We start from the raw sequence: 21,326 nt of genomic DNA, 5'->3' as shown, positions 1-21,326 counted from the left end.
AACGTATTAAATTTAAGTCCCTTCACCCTACTTAATGTTTTGTTACATATCTGTGAATTTCCCCGCCGACCTACTTAGTTGAGATTTAAATATTTTACGCAGGTCGATAATTAAAATTATTATGGTGAATTTACAGTTTAATATTTTTGCACGCATGGGGATGCTCCCGGCATTCGCCCCTTATTAAAAGCCTTCGCTGCCGTAGTTGACAAATATCCCCATGCCAGATTAGTTTTAAAAGGCTTAGAACTACTCTATCCCTCCAGAGACGAGATTGCCGAAGCCAGCCGAGTTGTCCTCAACGCTACCGAAAGATCCAAAATTTCGCCCCGATTAATTTATACTGGTAGCCAGCTATCATTTGTTCAAATAGCTCAACTCTACCAAGCAGCAGACGCTTACGTTTCTCCCTATCTTGCAGAATGCTTTAAGCTGCCTGTTTTAGAAGCCACCGCTTGCGGTTTGCCTGTCATCTGTACAGCCGGTGGCCCTACTGACGATTTCACTTACCCAGACTTTGCACTGCCCGTAGAAAGTAAATTTATGGCTGTTGAAATAGCAAAAGAACAACTATTTATTTTAGTTCCTGAATGGGAACATTTGACCCAGTTGATGCAGACAGTTATCGCACAACCTGCAGTTACAGCCCAAACTCAACTTACAGACCCCCGTTTTGTAGCTAAAAACTTTACTTGGAAACACGCATTCGACCAGTTGCTAAATGTCATATTACCCGGGGAAACGAGCTATAAAATTGACCAATAAACTTTTGAGCCAATATTTTTTTAACCAAATAATCCTTGATATAAATGGGTAACGGGTAATTGTAATAAGGCATTGGTAAAGGGTGATGATGAGCCGTAAAAACTCACAAATAACAAATAACAACTAAATGCGTATAATTGTTGAAGGCTGGCGTTTTTTGCCGCACTCCTACGCGATCGCCAATCAATTTCAGCTACTAGAAATGCTGAAATATCCCAACTTAGAAATTTTCCACAAAGATATCCCATATCTAGACGAAAATTGGCAGCCAGCAACCGGTTTGTTAGACGCAACTGCTGAAGCAGCAATAAAAAATATTCCTCACCCTTCCGGGTCTCTAAAAGCAGACGCTACCTTACGGATCTCAGTACCTTACAATTTTGCACCCTCAAACACAAAACGGACGTGCTTGTTTGCCACAACAGAATGGGGAATTCTACACAACGAAAACTTTAGAATAACGGGCGCAGCTTCCCTCCGCGAAGGACACAGCAACTCCGATATAATTATTATTACGCCTTCCCATTGGTCGAAAACCGGATTTATCCGCAGCGGTGCGAATCCCGATCGCACAATGGTCATACCCTGCGGCATCGATCCGAATATTTACAAACCTTTAACAAAATCGGAACGCGAAGCTTTGCGGAAACAGCTAGGATGGGACGGATTTGTATTTTTGAATATCGGTGCAGGATCTCCCAATAAAGGCATCGATTTATTGTTAAAAGCTTTCGCAGTTGTAGTTGAAAGTTATCCCGAAGCGAGATTAGTATTGAAAGGAGAAGAATCAATATATGAGTCGGATTCTCTGATAGCTCAAAACATAGACGAACTGACCTTTGACGAAGCAGAAAAAGTTTTGCCGCGCATGGCTTACATAGGAGAAACACTGCCTTTTGCCAAAATGGCTCAACTTTATCAAGCAGCCGATGCCTACGTATCTCTTTATTTAGCAGAAGGATTCAATTTGCCAGCACTAGAAGCAATCGCTTGCGGCTTGCCGCTTATCTGCACTAAAGGCGGCCCGACGGATGATTTTACAACTCCAGATTTTGCTTGGCACGTCGAAAGTACGTTTCAAGAAGGTACTTCTAACGATCTGCCGATATTTCGCCTGATGCCAGATTTAGAACATTCGATCGCCTTAATGAAAAATATTATAGAACAGCCGGAGTTGTGCGATCGCTCTCGCGAAGCAGGCCCCAAATTTGTAGCGGCTGGGTTTACCTGGAAACACGTTGCAGACCAACTCCTAGAGGTACTTTTGCCAACAATTCGATCGCCAAATTAAACAGGGTGCGATCGAATTGTTGGCAACTTCCGATAATTAGCGCTTGTAACGCGCTGTTCGGAATTAATATAAGATACAATAAAAACAACAAGTTGAAGCTTCAGACCTTATTTGACATTCAAGCTATGCAATCTACAACTCAGTCCGAAACAGAACTGGCGATGGACGCTCCCAAACACGGATTGCCCGTTACAATCATTACAGGATTTCTCGGCAGCGGCAAAACAACCCTGCTCAACCACATCCTGACCAACCAGCAGGGTTTGAAAACAGCAGTTTTGGTAAATGAATTTGGCGAAATCGGCATCGACAACGAACTGATTGTCACCACCGACGACAACATGGTTGAGCTGAACAACGGCTGCATCTGCTGCACAATTAATGAAGATTTAGTTAATGCAGTTTACAAAGTTCTGGAACGTCAAGAAAATCTCGATTATCTAGTAGTCGAAACAACCGGACTCGCCGACCCGCTGCCAGTAGCGATGACTTTTTTAGGCACAGAACTGCGCGACCTGACTCGTCTCGATTCGATAGTGACAGTAGTAGACGCAGCCAACTACAGCTTAGATTTGTTCAACTCTCAAGCAGCTTACAGTCAAATAGCTTACGGCGATATAATTATCCTCAACAAAACAGATTTGGTTGAGGAAGCAGATTTAGATTTGTTGGAAGTTAAGATTCGCGATGTCAAAGAAGGTGCTCGAATTCTGCGAACTGTAAAATCGCAAGTTCCCCTACCGCTAGTCCTCAGCGTCGGATTGTTTGAATCGGACAAATATTTCCAATCTGAAAAAACTCCTAGCAGTCACGACCACGATCATCACGATCATCACGACAATCACGAACATCACGAACATCACGACCATCACGACCATCACGACCATCACGACCACGAACATCACGACCACGGCCATCACGACCATCACGGTCACGACCACTCCAACCATTTAGAAAATGACGGATTTACCTCAATTTCTTTCCAGAGCGACAAGCCGTTTTCTCTGAGAAAATTTCAATATTTCTTAGACCACCAACTGCCAACAAACGTGTTTCGCGCCAAAGGGATTATGTGGTTTGAAGAAAGTCCCAAACGGCATATTTTCCATTTGAGCGGCAAGCGATTTTCGATGGACGACGACGAGTGGAAAGGTGAGCGGAAGAACCAGCTTGTTCTCATCGGTCAGGGTTTGGATACCGAGAATTTGCGATCGCAACTCGAAAACTGTCTTTGTATGCCTTCAACCAATCGCGGTAAAGGTTTTGGGAAAAACTAAAGGTTGAAAATTAAACAGAACAGACGTGCGCTGGCTAGAAACCCGGTTTTTTCGTCGAGACTTCGCGGTCAAAACCAAGATTTATCCGAGAAACCGGGTTTCTTTTCATAATTTCTATTAAAAAGGGAAGTTTACCTTTTGATTTTTAGTTTTAAATTTAAGAATTTCTAATTTCCAATGCGAGTCATCATCCAGCGAGTAAAATCATCTCAAGTCGAAATTGAAGATCAAATTGTCGGCAAAATTGGCTGCGGACTTAACTTGCTTGTAGGTATTGCGGACACCGACACCGAATCAGAACTCGATTGGATGGCTCGCAAATGCCTAGAATTGCGTTTGTTTCCCGACTCGGCCGGGGATACCGGGCGCTGGGACAAGTCCGTACAAGACATCGGCGGCGAGTTGCTGGTTGTCAGTCAGTTTACGCTCTACGGCGACTGTCGCAAAGGTCGGCGACCTTCCTTCGATCGAGCAGCGGCTCCTGAACGAGCTGAAATTTTTTATGATAAATTTGTCGAAAAGTTGCGCCAGAGCGGCTTAAAAGTCGAAACAGGCGTGTTTGGAGCGATGATGCAAGTCTCGATCGAGAATGACGGGCCGGTGACTTTGGTATTAGATAGAGAATCCGGGTGAGTTGTGAATTTATAATAGAAATATTTGCAGTGAGTATGGTCACAATTAAAGGTGATTATTGTCATGTAACCTCTGAGTTAATTGTCAGATCATTAGTCAAATTTGGTCAAATAGGATAGTTTATGCCCGTCTAACTTATTTAAACATTTTATTTTTATATTTATGTTAACCCCAGTAAATAAACCATCTGTCCGAGTTACCGAAATCGGCGAGTACATCCATTATCAATCTTGCGATCGCCGCTTTAAGCTAGAGCATAATAACCGAAAGCTTGCCCGAGAGCTTCCGTTTGCAGAACGCCTTTTCAACTCCTTAGATCCAGTTCTCCAAGAGGCGGGGCGATTGAGGGAGAACGAATGGGAAACTTCTCTCAAAAAAAATGGTCTCATTGACCTCACTTTGTACAGCCAAAAATCTGCTGACGAAAAGAAGACACCCTGGACTACCTTTGTCGCACAATTGCAAGGTATAAGTTCAGGACAAAGAGCATATGGACGCGAAATTTCTCTTGAAGCAGACGAGGGAGCTTTCCAGATCAAAGGCCAAATTGACTTTGTACTAATCTTGTGGGAAGCCGATCGACCAAAGCTGCGAATTGTTGAATGCAAAGCCAGTCGTCGAGACCGTACCTACCACCGCGTGCAGGTTGCTATATACCGGATACTTGTACGGCAGCTTATTCAGGTGAGTCCAGTGGCTATTGGCGGCGTAGAACTCAGACCAGAAGATATCGAGTGCGTGGTTGCTAGGATTGATGAGAGTACAAATAAAAGTCAGCTCATCCTCGATCTAAAACCCTTTAAGCTAGATACAGAAGAAGCGGACATTAATCGCCTCCTGGCATCTGAGGGTGCGCTAAACCGCGTAGTTCAGGCTGATTTAGCTGATTTGGACTATCAAATCGATCCGAAGTGTGATGGCTGTGTTTTCAATATTCACTGCTTATCAGAAAGTGCCAGATTGCGTCGCCTTGAACTAATAGGCTTAGATCCATCAGCAGTACGAGTCTTGCGAGGGGCCGGGATTGATAAAATCGATGACTTGGCTGAACTTGACTTAGCCGGACAGCAGGCCGCTCAAGTGCGGCACGATCCAAGCTTTAGCGATAACCTAAAACTTATCCAGTTAAAAGCAAAAACTCGCAGGCGTACACTTCCAGGCGGAAATATCAACCCAGATTCCTATGAAGTAGAGCCGCTACCTGATGCAGGTCAAGGTCAACTTCCAGAACACATAATTAATGGTGAGCGGCTGATTCGCGTTTACCTTTCTGTGGATTACGACTATGTAGAAAACAGGATTGGAGCGCTTGCAGCTCATGTGACCAAGAGCGAGGGACAATTACATACAAGCTTCACGCACGTAAATGGACACAGGCAGCCAGACCCCACGGTCAAGGAACGGTGGGAGGTAGGGCGCGATCGAAATAATCGCCCAGTCTATGAAGAGCGTTCTCTCCAAAGTAAAGAAGTTATTGAGTTTCAAACCTCTCCGTGGACGGGGGAATACAGAGAAGACACAGGGGCGGAGAAACAGCTAATTCAAGCGTTTCTAAAGAAGCTGGTTGAGGTTATTGATGAGGTAGCCGAGACCGAAACCGCTCCCATTCACTTTTATGTCTGGTCTCGATCGGAGATGGATCAGTTGCTCGAAGGATGCTCCCGCGTCAGCTCGCAGTTGCTCGCCAACCTCCGAGAACTTCTAGGATGCCGTGAAAGTTTAGAGCAACTCATCTACTCTTGCTTGCACGATGAAGTCGATCGACGTTTTGCTTTGGGATGGACAGGGAGAGGCTTAGCTGTCGTTACTTCTCTGTCGTGGTTTGGGAGGCGTTATCACTGGCGGCGGCGGGTGTCTGGTGCCGAGGTCGATCTAGAGCAAGCTTTTACACAGGATATCTTCGATTTTAAGACTGATTTGAATTTAGATGCTCAGGGGCAATGGGCAGAGCGAGATTCTGAGCAAGTCAGCAGGCACAAGTTTGAAATCCGCAGTCGCTTTTATGATTCCTTAACAGCACCCTACTGGCGCGCTTACTGGCGAAAATTGCCAGATCCAACAGACCCAAATCTATCGCCAGCAGTTGCTAAGGCAATTGAGCGCTACAACAGCGCTCGGAAACCTAACTATCTCAACCATTATTTTCGTGCCCGCGTACACGCGCTGCGGTGGGTTGAAGAAAGCATTCGTTTCAAGAACCCAGAGATAGTAAAACCATCTCTTGTCATCGCTGATTTACTGGAATTCACGCTTGGGGTAGATAATGCCGCTCAGGCGGGGATTGACTATCTCCGATTGGATCAGCACGTTAAAGTGACAAACTGGATTGCTACTCATCTAGTCCCGCCTGTCTATCGCGTTCCTCTAGGGCGCACTATTCCTATTAGTGATGTTGTCTCGCACGGCAACAATAGGCTGACAGCCACTATCAACCTTGATCGGTATGGTATTAACTATGAAGTTTTGGAGACTAACTGCACGATCGAAAAAGGCAACTTTGTAAGGATTAGCCCTTGTTTTAACGATCCGCATCGCGGTCAAACATTCGGTCAACTTCTACGCGGTGGAAGTACGTGTGTTGTGGATAATATTGACTGGGAGACTCGACAGATTGAGCTTTCAGTAAGACAAACAAATAAACCAGACCGCTATCAACTCCCAGGTCGGTTTTATAAGCAAGACGAAGACATTTTTTCTTATGCTACTTTAGATGAAAGTCCTTCTGATTTTGTAGCCGGAAAGGTTGACGACAGACTAATAAGTGGTTTGGGAAATCATGTATGTCACTGGTTCGATCCTGAGCGTCCTCAGATTCCTCCACAACAGGCTCTAGCAGCACAGGAGCTAGAACAATACCAGAATCTACTGCAGTCCTTGACATTGCCTAACGGACAGAAATTGGCTACCGATCAAGTAGCTGCTGCTGTCAGCGGCTTAACCGCTAGAATTCAACTTTTACAGGGGCCTCCAGGAACTGGCAAGACACAGACAACAGCGATCGCTACTTTTTTAAGAATTTTGGCGCGTTGTTCGATCGGAGATATCGTTCTCATAGCAGCACCTACCCATACGGCTGTAAACAACTTGCTTTTGCGCCTCAATACCCTCTTGCCAATCCTTCAGCAACAAGCCGAGCAATCAGGCTTAACATTACCGCCAATAAAACTTAGCCGAGTTGACCCTAAAGAGGATGAGTCTTTTTTTGAAAAAAATGTTGAATGTTTTCGATCTAAGGGTGATGCGACAAGAGTAAATCAAATGCGCTCAAATGCTGTATTGGTCATCGGCGGTACAACCAGCGCTCTTTTGAAATTATCGCTGCAAATTAAAGCTATCCAAGTACCTATACTAATCGTTGATGAAGCAAGCATGATGGTGTTTCCGCACTTTTTGTCACTGGCTACATTAGTAAAAATTGACGGGGAAATCATGCTTGCCGGAGATCATCGGCAGCTATCACCAATTGTTGCTCATAATTGGGAGCAGGAAGACCGTCCGCCCATTCAACTTTACAAACCTTATGTGAGTGCCTTTGAGGCAGTTAAAAATATTAAAATTACAGGAGTTACTGATTCAGCTATTCTGAGTTCTGCGTTGAGTTTTACATTCCGTTTGCCACCTCTGATTTGTGGCTTAATTTCCCGTATTTACAGAATGGATAATATTGAACTAAAAGGAAGGTCGCTGGATTCAAATAGTCTTTTACAGGAAGAGCTAGGTGGCTTACTTCTTGTTCTTCATGCTGAGCGTCAGTCAAAACGCAGCAATATGCTTGAGGTGCGAATTATTGAGAAAATTATTGAGGCTGCGAAAACTAAAAGAGCAATAGAAAACAAATCTGTTGCTATTGTCACTCCACACCGAGCGCAGCGAACACTGCTTAAAAATTATTTGAATGACTCCCGCGACCTCATCGATGTAATTGATACTGTTGAAAGCTTGCAAGGTGACGAGCGACCTTATATAATTGTGTCGGCAACAGCCAGCGACCCCTCAGCAATCAGTAAAAATGTGGAATTTATCTTAGACCTCAATCGGTCTAATGTGGCTTTTTCTCGGGCTCAGAAACAACTGATTGTGGTCTGCTCTAAGACGCTGCTAGATCACATTCCAGCAGAATTAGAACATTACGAGGAGACAATGCTTTGGAAGTCTTTACGATCTGTGTGTTCGGAACTCATCGGTAAAGAGATGGTGGATGGGCATCACGTAGAAGTTTTTATGCCACCACCCGATATTCTCGAAAAGCTGTCACGCAATTAAATTGCATATTTCAACTTGTGAGGATTTATCATCTTTAATATTTAATTCGATCGACTCAGCATCGCTGTTGTCAATTTGCGGGTCTAAACTTCTGTAAGGACTTACCCGCCCCCATCAAAGCAATCGGGCTGATTTAATAAAATACATCGCTTCGGGCCTCGCTTTGGAGCTAGAAATCTGGCTTCGGTCAATCAACCTGCCTTCTGTCAGATCAAATTTGCAGATTAACCGGGTTTCCGAATTGCTGTGCCGTAGCTTCAGAATACATTGCAGTTCGCTACACTCTGCCGAGTCTCGATTCCGTAATCTCGATCGCCCAAAACCACCTCAAATAGCCAGTTAGTAAATCGTCCACTCAGCGGCCCCGGAACACCGTCAATCTTTGTCGCGATCGCCCTACCCGAATAACAGCTCAGAATGCTTGTACAGTCTGGCTTTAAGGGCAATAAAACCAATCTTCCACAGCCAGCGCTTAGAATCAGATTCAGCAGCCAAAAACTGTTGCATGAGAGAGTGGAACACTGGCATAACTGCGGTTATCTCTACTTCCGTAACATTCAATGTATAGAGAGTTGAATCAGCACAGCAAGCGAAACCGCCAGCAACTGCCACCTCACTCTCTGAGAAATGTCCTCGCACGCTGTGCGCTACTACCCGATAAACGCCATGACTCTCAAAACTGCCACCAACACCGTCAACTGCAACACCGCTTCTGGCTTCAACTCCATTCCGGCCACCGTTGGCGAACCAAACGCCGAAATCAATACTGTTTCCAGCATCGATATCCTCGCTTTGGCTGACTTCGCCCTCAAAGAATTGCAAGCGGAAATGAAAACTGCCAGCCGCAGCGCTCAAGCAGTGGCGATGCGGATTGCTAAGGAAGTCGAACGGATTTGCCAAAAAAGCGATCGCATCCAAATTTCCGGCGAAGTTGAAGCTTGGCAAATCACCTTGGCCGAGCACCGGTTGCAAAAAATCCTGCAATACTACCGCCTCGGTTCCAAACAAGGCCGCGTCGAACTGCACTCCCACCTCGCGGCGATGGTTTACCGCCATGTTGCTTCCTTCCGATCGAACTTGAACTTCCAAGCTCGCTACAACATGATTGAAGACTTTTTGCAAGGCTTTTACATCGAATCTCTGCGAGCTTTCCGCCGCGAACACCAACTCGATGCCACCTACCAGCCCCGCACGCAGCTAGAATTGGCTGAGTACATGGCTTTTACCGAACACTACGCCAAGCGCCAAATCGGTTTGCCCGGCCGCAACCGCCAGCGCCTGATCGTGTTGCGCGCTCAAGGATTTGCCAAGGGTCAACCTCCCGAAACTGCGATCGACATTGAAATGGCTGTAGAATCCGGCAAGGGAGAAGATGCGGAAATGTACAGCCGCTCTCCGGCGCTGCAACAAGTGCGCGAGCAAATGGTATCGGAAACTGTCGATCCGGCTGATGCTGTGCTGCGCGATCGAGTAGTCTCGGAATTAATCGCCTATCTGGAATCCCAAAATCAGCCCGAATGCGTGAGTTACTTAACTTTAAAATTGCAAGACCTTTCGGCTTCGGAAATCGATCGCGTTCTCGGTTTGTCTTCCCGCCAGCGCGACTACTTGCAACAGCGGTTTAAGTACCACGTCGAAAAATTTGCCCGCACTCAAAATTGGAAACTCGTGCACGAATGGCTGGGTGCTGATGTCGATCAAAAGCTGGGAATGACTTCTGACAAATGGGAAGCATTTCGCGCTCAACTGTCGCCGGAAATGCAGCAACTGTTAGAAATGAAGCGGAATCAAGAAAGCGACAAGGCGATCGCCACCGCGCTCAAATGCACTCCCAAACAAGTCCAAAAACGCTGGGCGCAACTGTTGGAGCTGGCTAGCCAGACTCGCAACAGCAACCAAGCTTAACTGGTACTCAAATATGAATGCAACTGTTTTCTTGAGACTGGAAAATGCGATCGGGTGCGGCACCTGCACAGGAATGCCCGCCCCGGCGTCCGCTCTCAAATTAACAAGGGCTGCTACTAATTTATCGCCGCTTTTTGGCAAATTCAATTTATTAAAACAACATTACTTTTTTTAATATTTTTCCTTCCCCGGCATAACCGGGGAATTTGTTTTTATTAGTCATCAGTCATCAGTCATCAGTCATCAGTCATCAGTCATCAGTCATCAGTCATCAGTCATTAGTTATTAGTTATTAGTCATTGGAAATTGCTTGCTAAAGAGGCAGTACGTCGCTCGGTTGAGAAATGCTGTATCCGCTGTCGGTTCGCAATGAAAACTATATAATTTTCCAGCGGGCATAAAAAATTTTACTCTGAGGTGCGGCTGATGTTTCCAGTGTGGTTGCAGGCAGGATTTTGGGGTTTAGTGGGGGGTTCGGCGCTGCTACTGGGAGCGGCGGTGGGTTACTTTGTCAGGATTCCTCAGCGGGCGATCGCGACAATTATGGCTTTTGGCGCTGGTGTGCTGATTTCAGCGCTATCCTTTGAACTGATGGATGAAGCTTACAAGCGCGGCGGTTTCGACTCGACGGCGATCGGCTTTTTGGGGGGCGCTGCTGTCTACACAGCCGCCAATTGGTTTTTGAGTCAACAGGGAGCAAAACACCGCAAGCGATCGGGCGCTTTGCACCCAGCTAAAACAGAGTCAGGCGATGGCGGATTAGCCATTGCCCTCGGCGCGCTGTTAGACGGGATACCGGAGTCGATCGTCGTTGGCGTCAGCATGATTTCTGGAGGCGCTGTCAGTTGGGTGACAGTAGCGGCAATTTTTCTTTCCAACATTCCCGAAGGGCTCTCCAGCGCCGCCGGCATGAAAAAAGCAGGGAGATCGATCGGTTACGTTTTTGGAGTTTGGGGCGCGATCGCAGTTATTTCCGGTATCGCAGCATTGTTAGGATATGCGGTTTTCAGCCACTTTTCTGGGGAAGTAATAGCCGCAACTACCGCCGTAGCAGCAGGGGGTATTTTAGCAATGATCTCAGATACTATGATTCCCGAAGCATTCGAGGAAACTCACGATTTTGCTGGACTAATTACTGTCTGCGGATTTTTAGCTGCTTTTGTACTCAGCAAGTTAGGGGAAAGATAATTGGGAATTAGCGAGCGATCATCACTAATATAGAATTGGTAATTGCTGAGAGTTATCGTGTTTTTGATATAGACACAGACGAATTTAATATATTGCCAAGCTGTCTCTGGCAACAAAAAAGCTTATAATCAACATCAGCGCTCGCACCTCCACAAGGAACTATAAAATTTATGTGTCTCAATCCCGGAGATATACTAGCTGGACGCTACCAAATCATTGATAGATTAGGACAGGGAGGATTTGCTAGAACCTACACCGCTCAAGATTTACAAAATCCCGATCGTCCTCCGTGCGTAATTAAAGAAATTCTTTGTCGTGAACCTGAAAATCCCCCGGTATTGGCCCAAGCAACGAGGCGATTTCAAAGAGAAACTAGGGCTTTGCAGACTCTGGGCAATGACTCGCGCATTCCACAATTGTTCGATCATTTCGATGATGAAAATGGCAAATTTTACTTAGTTCAAGAATTCATTGAAGGAGTACCCCTCACTCAAGAACTCTGTCAGGGCCAGCAATGGACGGAAGCAGGTGTAATCACCTTTTTACAAGAAATTCTAGAAATTTTAATTTTTATTCACCAATCAGATGTTATTCATCGGGATATTACACCTTCTAACTTAATTCGGCGCACAAACGATGGTAAAATTGTACTGATTGATTTTGGAGCTGTCAAAGAAATCAGCACTTTCACCTCTAACAGTACAGGTGAAATAGTGACATCGGAACCGATCGGCACAACCGGTTATATGCCTGCCGAACAATATAGGCCGCGATTAACTCCGCAACCCTACAATGATATTTATACAGTAGGAATCGTCGCTATTCAAGCTCTCACCGGCCGACATCCTAGAAATCTACCACATGACTCCGATACTGGCGAAGTGATCTGGGATTATTCAACATCCGATCGACCGATGTTACAAGTTAGCGATGGTCTCAAAAATATTTTAAATCAAATGGTGCGTTACCACTTTCAGCAGCGCTACCAATCTGCTAATGAGGTGTTGCAAGCCTTGGATTCTCTTCAATTGCCACAGCCGATCGCATTGCCACCACCCTCGATCGAATTGCCACAGCCGCCGATCGAATTATCGCAGCCGCCGATCGAATTACCAGCACGGAAACGCAGCTTAGATCTATCGCACTTTCGCTGGTTGCTATTAGGATTCGCGGGGTTCGGTGCTGCATTGGCGATCTCCTATTTTATCCCCCGGTTACTTCAACCACCAATTCCTGAATCAATCCCTCCATCAATCTCTCCATCAATCTCTCCATCAATCTCTCCTGTATTAGCCTGTATAGATGGTGTAAGTTCTGGAAAAAAAGTCCTTCTTCAAAGTACGCCCCTTTGGTCAAAACAAAGGGGAATAGATGATTTTGCCAATTCAAATTATCCAGAAGCTGTGAAAATGCTCAAACAGTCGTGGCTACAAGAACAGCGTAAAGATCCAGAAACTTTAATTTATATGAATAATGCGCTGCTGATGACAACAAAAGCAGAGTATTATACAATCGCGATCGTTGTTCCTACTCGTAGAAATCAGAATGGTAGCATCATTGATGCAAACTTAGCCGAAGAACTGCTGCGTGGCGTTGCTCAAGCTCAAACCGAAGTTAATTTAAGTCTTCTAACTCCAGACGATACCAATAAAGACTTTCCAGGTCAAGGTTTTTTAGAACCTAAACCTATTAAAGGCAAAGGTCTGAGAGTCATCATTGCTGATGATGGAAATATCGAATCTGAGGCAATTAAAAGGGCAAATTGTTTAGTTGCTCAACCAGATATTTTAGCAGTCATCGGACACTATACCAGCGATATGACTGTGAAAACAGTAGATATTTATAATGCCAATAGATTAGTCGCCATTTCTCCCGGAAGTACCACAGAAGAACTGACTAGGAAACCTCGAAAGTTTTTCTTTCGGACTGCTCCCACCACCAGGATAGAAGCAGAATCTTTCGTGGCTCAGTTACAAAAAGTAAATCAAAAAAAAGTCATCGTTTTTTACAATCCTAAAAGCCCGTTCAGTGCTTCTTTGTGGGAAGAATTCAAAAAGCAATTTGAATCCCCAGGACGCTCGACATTCAGAATAAACGACGAGTTTTACGACTTATCTAAAAATGATTTCAATGCTGAAATAGCCATAAAAGAAGTTAATAAAATCGGAAAAACTGCGTTAGTTGTAATTCCTGATGGTCAAGTCACCAATGCCGTAGAAAATGCGCTCGCAATGATTAAAGCTAACGACGATCGCCATTGGATAGTCGCGCCCTGGACACTCTACGATCCGAGAACTTTAGAAGTTGCAAAACAGCTAAAATCTGTCGAAAAACTGGCTATATCTGTATTCTGGCATCCTTTAATCAGTGTGGACAAAAAATTTCCTGAAAATGCTCAAAAATTGTGGGGAGGCCCGGTAAATACTCGATCGGCTTTAACTTACGACGCCAGTCGTACACTAATTAAAGCCCTAGAAATGCAGCCGCAACCAAGCCGCGAAGGAATGCAACAAACCTTAGCCGATCCAAATTTTAAAGCCGAGGGAGCTACAGGTATAATTGAGTTTGATCCGAAAACAGGCAATCGCAAAAATCCTCCTAAACTATTGGTGCATATTGTACCGTGTTCTAAAGAACAGTTTGGTTTCACCTTTGTGCCGATCGAATTTCCCACAGCCGCAGCCGCAGGTTTAAAGTGCGATTGAATTGATATCTTGTGGCATTCTCAACAAACCTGTAGGGGCGGGTTTTACCAACCATAATTGCCTAAAATCAATAATCTCATAAACCCGCCCCCGCACCACGGTAAATCGCTATTGCGACTATCGCGATCGGTGCAACATATCAATTTATTGGATATATTAAACAAGGCTAGTTTTTTTTATAGAAACCCTTATGACTGTCAATCTCGCTCCCTGCCAAGATTCTAGTCTCAAACCTGAAGCCCAAAATATCTCAGCACTCAAACAAGTCTTGCAGACAATTGATGCCGATAGCTGTCCCGGTTCCTACAACTTCCATATGCACACGGTGTACTCCGATGGGCGTTTGCACCCAGATGAATTGCTTGAAAAAGCGATCGCGATCGGTCTCAAAGGCTTAGCTATTACAGACCACCATTGCACCAAAGGCTACGCTCAAGCTCAAATTTGGTTGGATAATTGGAAATCAAACAATCCCGACAGTAATATCACAGCACCAGCCCTCTGGACAGGGGCTGAAATTACTGCTGAATTGCTAAACAATGAGGTACACATTCTCGGTTATGGCTTCGATCCGCAACATCCCAGTATCAAACAATACTTGCGACGTGATACCGGTACTGAAAGTAGCGATAATTATCCAGCACCAAAGGTAATTAAAGGTATTCAGGAAGCAGGAGGTTTAGCAGTTCTCGCCCATCCTTGCCGCTATCGTTCTAGCGCAGATAAATTAATCCCAGAAGCCGCTCGTTTAGGAATTGACGGCGTAGAAATCTACTATGCCTACGGTAATCCAAATCCTTGGAAACCGAGTCCCAAACAAACAGCTTTAGTCAAAGAATTAGCAGAAACTCACGGCTTGCTTGGAACTTGCGGAACCGACTCTCACGGCCTCAGTCTTCTAGTCCGAATCTAGATAGTTTGGAAATAACAAGTGCTTTATCCTGTGATTGCAAGCCTAAGCGTTAGCGGAGCGCTCTCTTATGAAAGCAATCGCAATGACCCGAAAATAAACAGCTTACCCTGTCATAGTATGTCCGCTCAAACGACCACTATAAAATTGGTTCAGTAGTGAGGACTGAAGTCCTCATTAAAATGCGAGGACAGAAGTTTTCACTACTTGCCTTATAACGGCTATTTTACTAGACGTGGTATCATTGCGATCGCCAGCATTAGCTTTCGCGATTCAAAGGAAAGCAATCACCAAAGCTGGTAATATTTTTGCAACTCCTAGAGACATTGCGCCCTAAAAACCAGTCGCCCTTCTACCGTTCTGGGAACAACTGACAGGCCCTGTTAGTTGGCTGATTTGCCCAATCCAAGCGAGAATTTCCAAATCGATCCATCCAACCTTCCAAATAAGCCCGATTAGCCTTTTTTTCCTCATAATCCGATGTATTCATGGGATGAGGTGCTAAACCCAAAATAGTCGCCGTCGTCACGCAAAACATCGACTTTTGAAAACTCTGACAAATTTGCACCCGCACATCGTCTTCACCCCGACAACTCGTGCGATAAACTTCGTGCAAATACTCCGGCAAAAATTGACGCATATCTTGCATCAGTTGAGTTGGGGGAATCCCTGCACCTCCAATCGGTAAAGGGTCAGCAAACAAAGCCCCGTAGGCAAATTCTCTTTGTTCTTCCGGGATTTGATGAGCTTGAGCATTGTATGAAACTGTGCCAAAAAACGCAGTGCCCCGAAAGAAAACAGCCTCTACATAAGGCACGGCTACATCTGGTAAAAATGTCAAATTAGCCGTCGCTGGCAGTATATCGTAGACTTGAGGGCCAATCTTGACGCTGTAGGTAATCGGTAGGCTGGCCGCGGCGACTAAACCGGCTTTGACAAAATCAACTACATCAGAAATAGACTTAGTTTCCCCTCGATCGTAGGAATCGGACAAATCAATAAACAAATCGCTCATTACCCGCCAAAACTGACCGAGACCGGTGTAGTAAGCCAGCATCCGCACTTGTTCCGGCAAAAAATCAGGAAATGCTTTGTGGAGTCCCTGCATGAAAAAATTGCCTTTTAATTTAGCGGCGATCGCCTTTTCGACCAAACTGCTAAATTCCGGGGAATCCAAATAACAGTCCATACCCCCGCCGCCGTGCCAAAGCATTGTTCTCATGCAATACTCCGCATACTCAAAATTAATGCGATCGTGCCACAAATAGCGTATTAACTTCGGCAGAGTGACTTCCCCATTGAAATATTTAAAAAACGGGAAAAGCACTAAAAACTGTTCTTCAGCAATATAATTGAGATTGCGAGAATAGGCATCTAAAACAATACCATAACTTTTCAGAACGCCGACAACTTCTACTACATTTTCCGCCGATTCAGGCAGCAAAGCTTTGCCTGATTCTAAGACATCAATGTATGCAGCTAGGGGATGGACAGACGGTTTTAATACGGTACTTTTCATCTGGATTCAGCCTGAATTTAATAACTATTTTCTTACTGCTTATAGTTCTGGTATTATATCATTTTTGGCAATGTTGGCTACCTAAAAACACAAAAATTTACTTTGTTTTGATATAAAAATACCTAATATCCTGGAGGCACTCTATATCGAAAAAAAGTGGGTTTTTTAGGTTTCTGCGGGGTGCGTTTGTTTGTAGTGAGGAATGCAAGTCATCATACAATTCTGAGGACTGTCATACTCACTACAAACGAATTGGAGTGCGGTCGATCGACCGGACATCCTATCAGTCTAAGTTTTGAGAAACTTTAACTTGCGCGGGCCCAGGAGCTGCCATTGCGATCGCGGTTTTCTCGCTCAAAGCAACTAAAACTCCCGGCTGCACTCCCATGATTGCAATAATTATTGCTAAAACTAGCGAAGGAATGCGATCGTCCCAGCGGACTTGCGGCAAATTTACCACCAAATCCGAAAGGCGGCCGAAAAAGGCGCGGTTGACCATAATTAAAAAGTAAACTGAAGTCAAACCAGTGCCGATCATGCAGAGGAAAGTTTGCACGGGAAACACTGGCAAACTGCCCCGAAATATCAAAAATTCAGCAACAAATCCAGCCAAACCCGGAATGCCGGCACTTGCCATCACGCCGAGGATCATTAAACTGCCAATCATCGGCAAACCGCGATCGGGATTGAATAAACCTTTGAGCACATCGATGTTGCGGGTACCCGATTTTTTGTAAACAACGCCGACACTCAAAAATAGCAGCGCCGAAATTAAACCGTGGCTAACCATTTGCAAAACAGTTCCCAGTATACTAATCGGAGTAGCTGCGGCGCTAGCTAACAAAATGTAGCCCATGTGAGCGATCGAACTGTAAGCTACAATTTTTTTCATATCTTTTTGGGCGATCGCGCAACTCGCCCCGTAAAGCACGCTTACCACCGCCCAACTCGCCAAAATCGGCGCCGCCACCGCCCACGCATCCGGAAACAAACCCAAACCAAAACGCAGCATCCCATAAGTTCCCAGCTTCAAAAGCACCCCCGCCAGGAGCACCGAAACCGGCGTCGAAGCTTCTACGTGAGCATCCGGCAGCCAAGTATGAAAAGGCACCAAAGGAATCTTAATTCCAAAAGCCAGCAACACCCCGGCCAGCAAAACAATTTGCCTTACCAAAGGCAATGGCAATCCTCCTTCCAAATGCGATGCGCCCGCTGCACCAACGATATCGAAACTAGAAGCACCGCTGAGCCAAACCACCCCCAAGAAAGAAGCCAGCAGCACAATGCCCGAAAATGCAGTATAAATTAAAAACTTAGTAGCAGCATAACCCCGGCGCTCGCCTCCCCAAATCGCAATTAACAGGTAAAGCGGAATCAATTCTACCTCAAAAAACAGGAAAAATAGCAGCAAATTTTGAGATAAAAAAGCCCCCGTTACGCCGCCCGTAATTAACAGCATCAAAGAATAATAAAGTCGAGGTCTGCGGATAGACTCATCCGTAGCGTAAATAGCTACCCCTGTCAGCAGAGTATTTAAAATTACCAAAGGCAGAGACAAACCATCAACGCCGAGATTGTAATTCAATCCCAAAGCATTTATCCAAGGAATAAATTCTGAAAACTGCAACTGACTCGTACTGGCATCAAACTGAGCTGCCAAAATCACCGAGAGAATAAAAGTTATGCCGGCAATGGCGAACGCGACATTCCGAACTATTTTAGAACTGATGGCACCGGGCCAGAACCCAATCAGGGCGGCCGCCAACATTGGTATCCAGATTAAAGCACTGAGCATCAATTAAAACTTTCCTTTGTTACACAGTTTTTAGAGCTATATTTAACATTAACGCAAAGCAACTACATATAAAAGCGATCGGCTGATTTTCTTGTTAACATAGATTCAAATGTCTCTGGAATCCTCCTATGACCTCAAGTCTTACAGATCGAGAAGATTTGCAAATTAAATCAGGTTCTCCTTCCACCCGCCTCACCGTTGCCGACTTGGAAGAACTGCAAGGTATACTCTCGGAAGCACATCTAGACTACCAACTCGAACTGGTAGACGGGAAGATTATCGTTATGGGCCCATCAGACATTGTATCGAGCGAAATTGGACTTGAGTTTGGCAGTCTTTTGCGTAACTGGGTCAAACCCCGCAAACTCGGACGAGTTTTCGAGTCCAGCGGCGGGTTTATTCTCCCCAATTCAAATCTTACAGCACCGGACGTTTCGTTTGTGGTAGCCGATCGCCTCAAGCAAAGTAAAAGGTATTTTGCCGAACTCGTTCCCGACTTAGTTGTAGAAATCAAATCTCAGTCCGAGCGCCTCAAACCCCTCAGAGAAAAAATTTTATCATTCATCGAACTCGGAACCCAAGTAGGAATATTAATCGACCCGGACAAGCGCACAGTAACAATTTACACTCCGACAGCCGAGCCAGTTGTATTGAGAGACGGCGACATGATTTCAATTCCCGAACTTTTAGCCGGTTGGGAAGTTCCGGTTGCCGAATTGTGGCCGATCGAGTTTGAGTAAAACTAGATAAAAAAGCAGACAAACCCAGAATAAAATCATCGGCTTTCATCTGCGTTCACCTGCCCTCATCTGCGGTTTAAAATGGAATAAAATTAGATCAAAAGCAGACAAACCCAGAATAAATTCATCTGCCGACCTCTACGGTTTAAAACTGCCAAATAATCAACGCCAACAACACAGCAACCCCCGACGCAATAGTCAACACATAAAACTGCGACTGACCGGTGCCGCTGTACTTCAACCCTTCGCCGCTGAAAATTGTTGCAAAACCAAACAAATTCACCGCCCCGTCCACCACATACTTGTCCGTCCAAGCGCTGATTTTAGAAATTGAAGCCACAGCCCAAACGACTGTCACGCGGTAAACTCGATCGATATAAAAATCGTAAGCCAACAAATCCTGTAACGCCGGAATCGGCAGCCGTACCGGTCGAGGTAACACCCCGTACCAATAAATCGCAACCCCAACCGCAACCCCAATCAACCCAGATAACATTAACAGCGGAATATCCAGAGTCTTCAACAGCAAATTTAAAGTATCAAAATCCCCCGTTTCCGCCCAAGGCCCAGTCCAACTAATTAACAGTTGCCACTGCTGCAACATCCAAGGCACCAACAGCCCCATTACGGTCAAAATTACCATCGGCAAAGCCATCTGCCAACCGACTTCTGGAGCTCTGCGAGTTTTGGGCTGCGGTTTTCCAGCAAACACTAAACCGAATATGCGAGTTAAATTTAGCGCCGTCAAACCATTAACCAAAAACAACACAATTACCAGCCACAAAGGCAGGGTCCAAAAACCGTTGAGCCAGCGCCGCATCGTCCAAAAGTTGCCCATAGGCAACAGCGCCACCATCCCCGCAGCGCCTACTAAATAAGCGGTAGTCGTGGCAGGCATCTTCGACCACAACCCACCCATTTCTGTTAAATCTTGAGTGTTAGTTGTGGCAATAACTGACCCTATGCTCATGAATAATAAGCCCTTGGCGATCGAGTGCGCGAACAGCAACAGCAAAGCAATGTCAACTTGATTTAGCCCCACGGCGATAAACACCAAACCCAAAGAAGCGCTGGTAGAATGCGAAAGTGCTCTTTTGATGTCGATTTGGGCGATCGCCACCAAGGAAGCGCCAACAGCAGTCACCGCACCCAAAACCACCAGCACCGCATCTGCGATCGGCGACAGCGCTAAAACAGGCTGAAGTTTAATCAAAACATAAGATCCAGCGCCCACAACTACCGTATTCCGCATAATCGAAGCCGGGTTGGGCCCTTCCATCGCCTCGTCGAGCCACAAATGGAATGGAAATTGAGCGCATTTTGCCGTAGGTGCGGCAATTAAAGCCAAACCTAAAAGAGTCGCCACTACGGGAGACAAAGTTGCAGTTTCCGCCCATTTTTCCAAATCGGAAAAATTCAAACTTCCCGCTAAAGTTGAAAGCGTCACTACTCCCATCAGCAGCGGCACGTCTCCTACACGCTTTGTTAAAAAAGCATCTCTAGCCGCTGTTACTACCAGCGGTTGAGCGTACCAAAACCCGACTAGCAAGTAAGTTGAAAGCGTCAGCATTTCCAACAAAGCGTAAGTTAGAAGCAGCGAGTCGCTAATCGCAATGCCGCTAATTGCCGCTTCAAAAAAACCGAGCAGCCCAAAAAATCGAGCTAGCGCCCAGTCTTTTTCCATGTAGCCAAGAGCGTAAATTTGTGCTAGCAAACTCAGAACTGTAACTAACTCCATTGCTCCGACGCTGACCGTGGAGATTTCTATTGCAAAAGACAAATCTAAATCTGCTGCTTGCACCCAATGCACGAGCAACTGTTGGGGCGGTTGATCCCAAGTCGCTGTAAAAATAACTGACCCGTGTATGAAAGCCAACACACTCATCAGCAAATTGAAGTAAGCCGCCGGTCTCGGCCCTGTTCTGCGAACGGTTCCCGTAGACCACGGCAAAGTTAAAATTGCGCCTATTAAGCCATATAAAGGTACCCACCAACAGGCTTGGAGGAGAAATTGAGTCATTTAATCTATCCCTTAAACTTCAAATTACCGGCTGCGTTTATACAAAAACAGTCGCGGGCGATCGTGCGATACCCTAAAACTTTAACTAAAGCCGATCGTATAGTTCTGGCAAAATAATTTGCACTCAACAAGATTAACTATACATTAAAGCATCAAAACTGAGAATTTTCTCAATACAAAATTACCGACTGAGCAGGCTCGGCACTCAAAGAAAAAAATGCCTGCCGATGGGCCAAGACTGCCTTTTTTGCCGATTTCCCCGCGATCCCCCTTTTTGAAATCCCCAAGTTTCCCGGCAATGCTCAGCCCCGGCTT

Annotated in this window: 14 protein-coding genes and 1 pseudogene; 11 read left to right on the top strand and 4 right to left on the bottom strand. The window is 45.4% G+C overall.

Annotation, left to right across the window (positions count from 1 at the left end; translation table 11 throughout):
* Nucleotides 1–171 precede the first annotated feature (171 nt).
* The 6 genes and pseudogenes from QUA78_RS16110 to QUA78_RS16085 all read left to right on the top strand — a co-directional run.
* Nucleotides 172–438, top strand: a pseudogene (locus QUA78_RS16110) (glycosyl transferase group 1); the annotation flags it as partial.
* A 105-nt stretch (nucleotides 439–543) separates the two neighbouring features.
* Nucleotides 544–765: a hypothetical protein gene (locus QUA78_RS16105; protein WP_333300569.1), complete on the top strand. Its 222-nt coding sequence runs from the start codon at nucleotides 544–546 to the stop codon at nucleotides 763–765.
* Between the two features lie 127 nt (nucleotides 766–892).
* Entirely contained in the window at nucleotides 893–2,056 is a 1,164-nt protein-coding gene (locus QUA78_RS16100; RefSeq protein WP_333300571.1) for a glycosyltransferase, read from the top strand.
* 125 nt (nucleotides 2,057–2,181) lie between these two features.
* The gene (locus QUA78_RS16095; RefSeq protein WP_333300573.1) at nucleotides 2,182–3,333 is read left to right on the top strand and encodes a GTP-binding protein; all 1,152 of its coding nucleotides are present in this window, start codon (nucleotides 2,182–2,184) and stop codon (nucleotides 3,331–3,333) included.
* A gap of 177 nt (nucleotides 3,334–3,510) precedes the next feature.
* On the top strand, nucleotides 3,511–3,966 hold the full coding sequence (dtd, locus tag QUA78_RS16090) for a D-aminoacyl-tRNA deacylase (protein WP_333300574.1): 456 nt from the start codon (nucleotides 3,511–3,513) through the stop codon (nucleotides 3,964–3,966).
* Nucleotides 3,967–4,128: 162 nt separating this feature from the next.
* A complete protein-coding gene (locus tag QUA78_RS16085; protein WP_333300576.1) occupies nucleotides 4,129–8,229 on the top strand; it encodes an AAA domain-containing protein in 4,101 nt (1,366 codons plus the stop codon).
* A 257-nt stretch (nucleotides 8,230–8,486) separates the two neighbouring features.
* Here QUA78_RS16085 and QUA78_RS16080 read toward each other — a convergent pair whose 3' ends face one another.
* A complete protein-coding gene (locus QUA78_RS16080) occupies nucleotides 8,487–8,675 on the bottom strand; it encodes a hypothetical protein (protein ID WP_333300577.1) in 189 nt (62 codons plus the stop codon).
* Between the two features lie 220 nt (nucleotides 8,676–8,895).
* On the opposite strand from QUA78_RS16080, the gene QUA78_RS16075 reads away from it, so the two are divergent.
* From QUA78_RS16075 to QUA78_RS16060, 4 genes are all read left to right on the top strand, one after another.
* On the top strand, nucleotides 8,896–10,134 hold the full coding sequence (locus QUA78_RS16075) for a HetZ-related protein (protein ID WP_333300579.1): 1,239 nt from the start codon (nucleotides 8,896–8,898) through the stop codon (nucleotides 10,132–10,134).
* Between the two features lie 426 nt (nucleotides 10,135–10,560).
* On the top strand, nucleotides 10,561–11,322 hold the full coding sequence (locus QUA78_RS16070) for a ZIP family zinc transporter (RefSeq protein ID WP_333300580.1): 762 nt from the start codon (nucleotides 10,561–10,563) through the stop codon (nucleotides 11,320–11,322).
* Nucleotides 11,323–11,492: 170 nt separating this feature from the next.
* Complete coding sequence (locus QUA78_RS16065; RefSeq protein ID WP_333300582.1) at nucleotides 11,493–14,027, top strand: bifunctional serine/threonine-protein kinase/ABC transporter substrate-binding protein; 2,535 nt, start codon at nucleotides 11,493–11,495, stop codon at nucleotides 14,025–14,027.
* Between the two features lie 190 nt (nucleotides 14,028–14,217).
* On the top strand, nucleotides 14,218–14,940 hold the full coding sequence (locus QUA78_RS16060) for a PHP domain-containing protein (protein WP_333300583.1): 723 nt from the start codon (nucleotides 14,218–14,220) through the stop codon (nucleotides 14,938–14,940).
* 349 nt (nucleotides 14,941–15,289) lie between these two features.
* On the opposite strand, the gene QUA78_RS16055 is transcribed toward QUA78_RS16060, so the two are convergent.
* Complete coding sequence (locus QUA78_RS16055) at nucleotides 15,290–16,456, bottom strand: CO2 hydration protein (protein WP_333300585.1); 1,167 nt, start codon at nucleotides 16,454–16,456, stop codon at nucleotides 15,290–15,292.
* A 283-nt stretch (nucleotides 16,457–16,739) separates the two neighbouring features.
* Nucleotides 16,740–18,251, bottom strand: coding sequence for an NADH-quinone oxidoreductase subunit M (locus QUA78_RS16050; protein ID WP_333300586.1), 1,512 nt, complete (start codon nucleotides 18,249–18,251; stop codon nucleotides 16,740–16,742).
* A 128-nt stretch (nucleotides 18,252–18,379) separates the two neighbouring features.
* On the opposite strand from QUA78_RS16050, the gene QUA78_RS16045 reads away from it, so the two are divergent.
* Nucleotides 18,380–18,991 carry a Uma2 family endonuclease gene (locus QUA78_RS16045; RefSeq protein WP_333300588.1) on the top strand — a complete coding sequence of 204 codons (612 nt, stop codon included), beginning with the start codon at nucleotides 18,380–18,382 and terminating at the stop codon, nucleotides 18,989–18,991.
* Between the two features lie 145 nt (nucleotides 18,992–19,136).
* On the opposite strand, the gene QUA78_RS16040 is transcribed toward QUA78_RS16045, so the two are convergent.
* The gene (locus QUA78_RS16040) at nucleotides 19,137–21,011 is read right to left on the bottom strand and encodes an NAD(P)H-quinone oxidoreductase subunit F (RefSeq protein WP_333300589.1); all 1,875 of its coding nucleotides are present in this window, start codon (nucleotides 21,009–21,011) and stop codon (nucleotides 19,137–19,139) included.
* Nucleotides 21,012–21,326: the final 315 nt, after the last annotated feature.

This window comes from Microcoleus sp. K4-B3, from assembly GCF_036704615.1.
Taxonomy (GTDB): Bacteria; Cyanobacteriota; Cyanobacteriia; order Cyanobacteriales; family Microcoleaceae; genus Microcoleus.
This window is presented reverse-complemented; position numbering and strand designations above follow the sequence as displayed.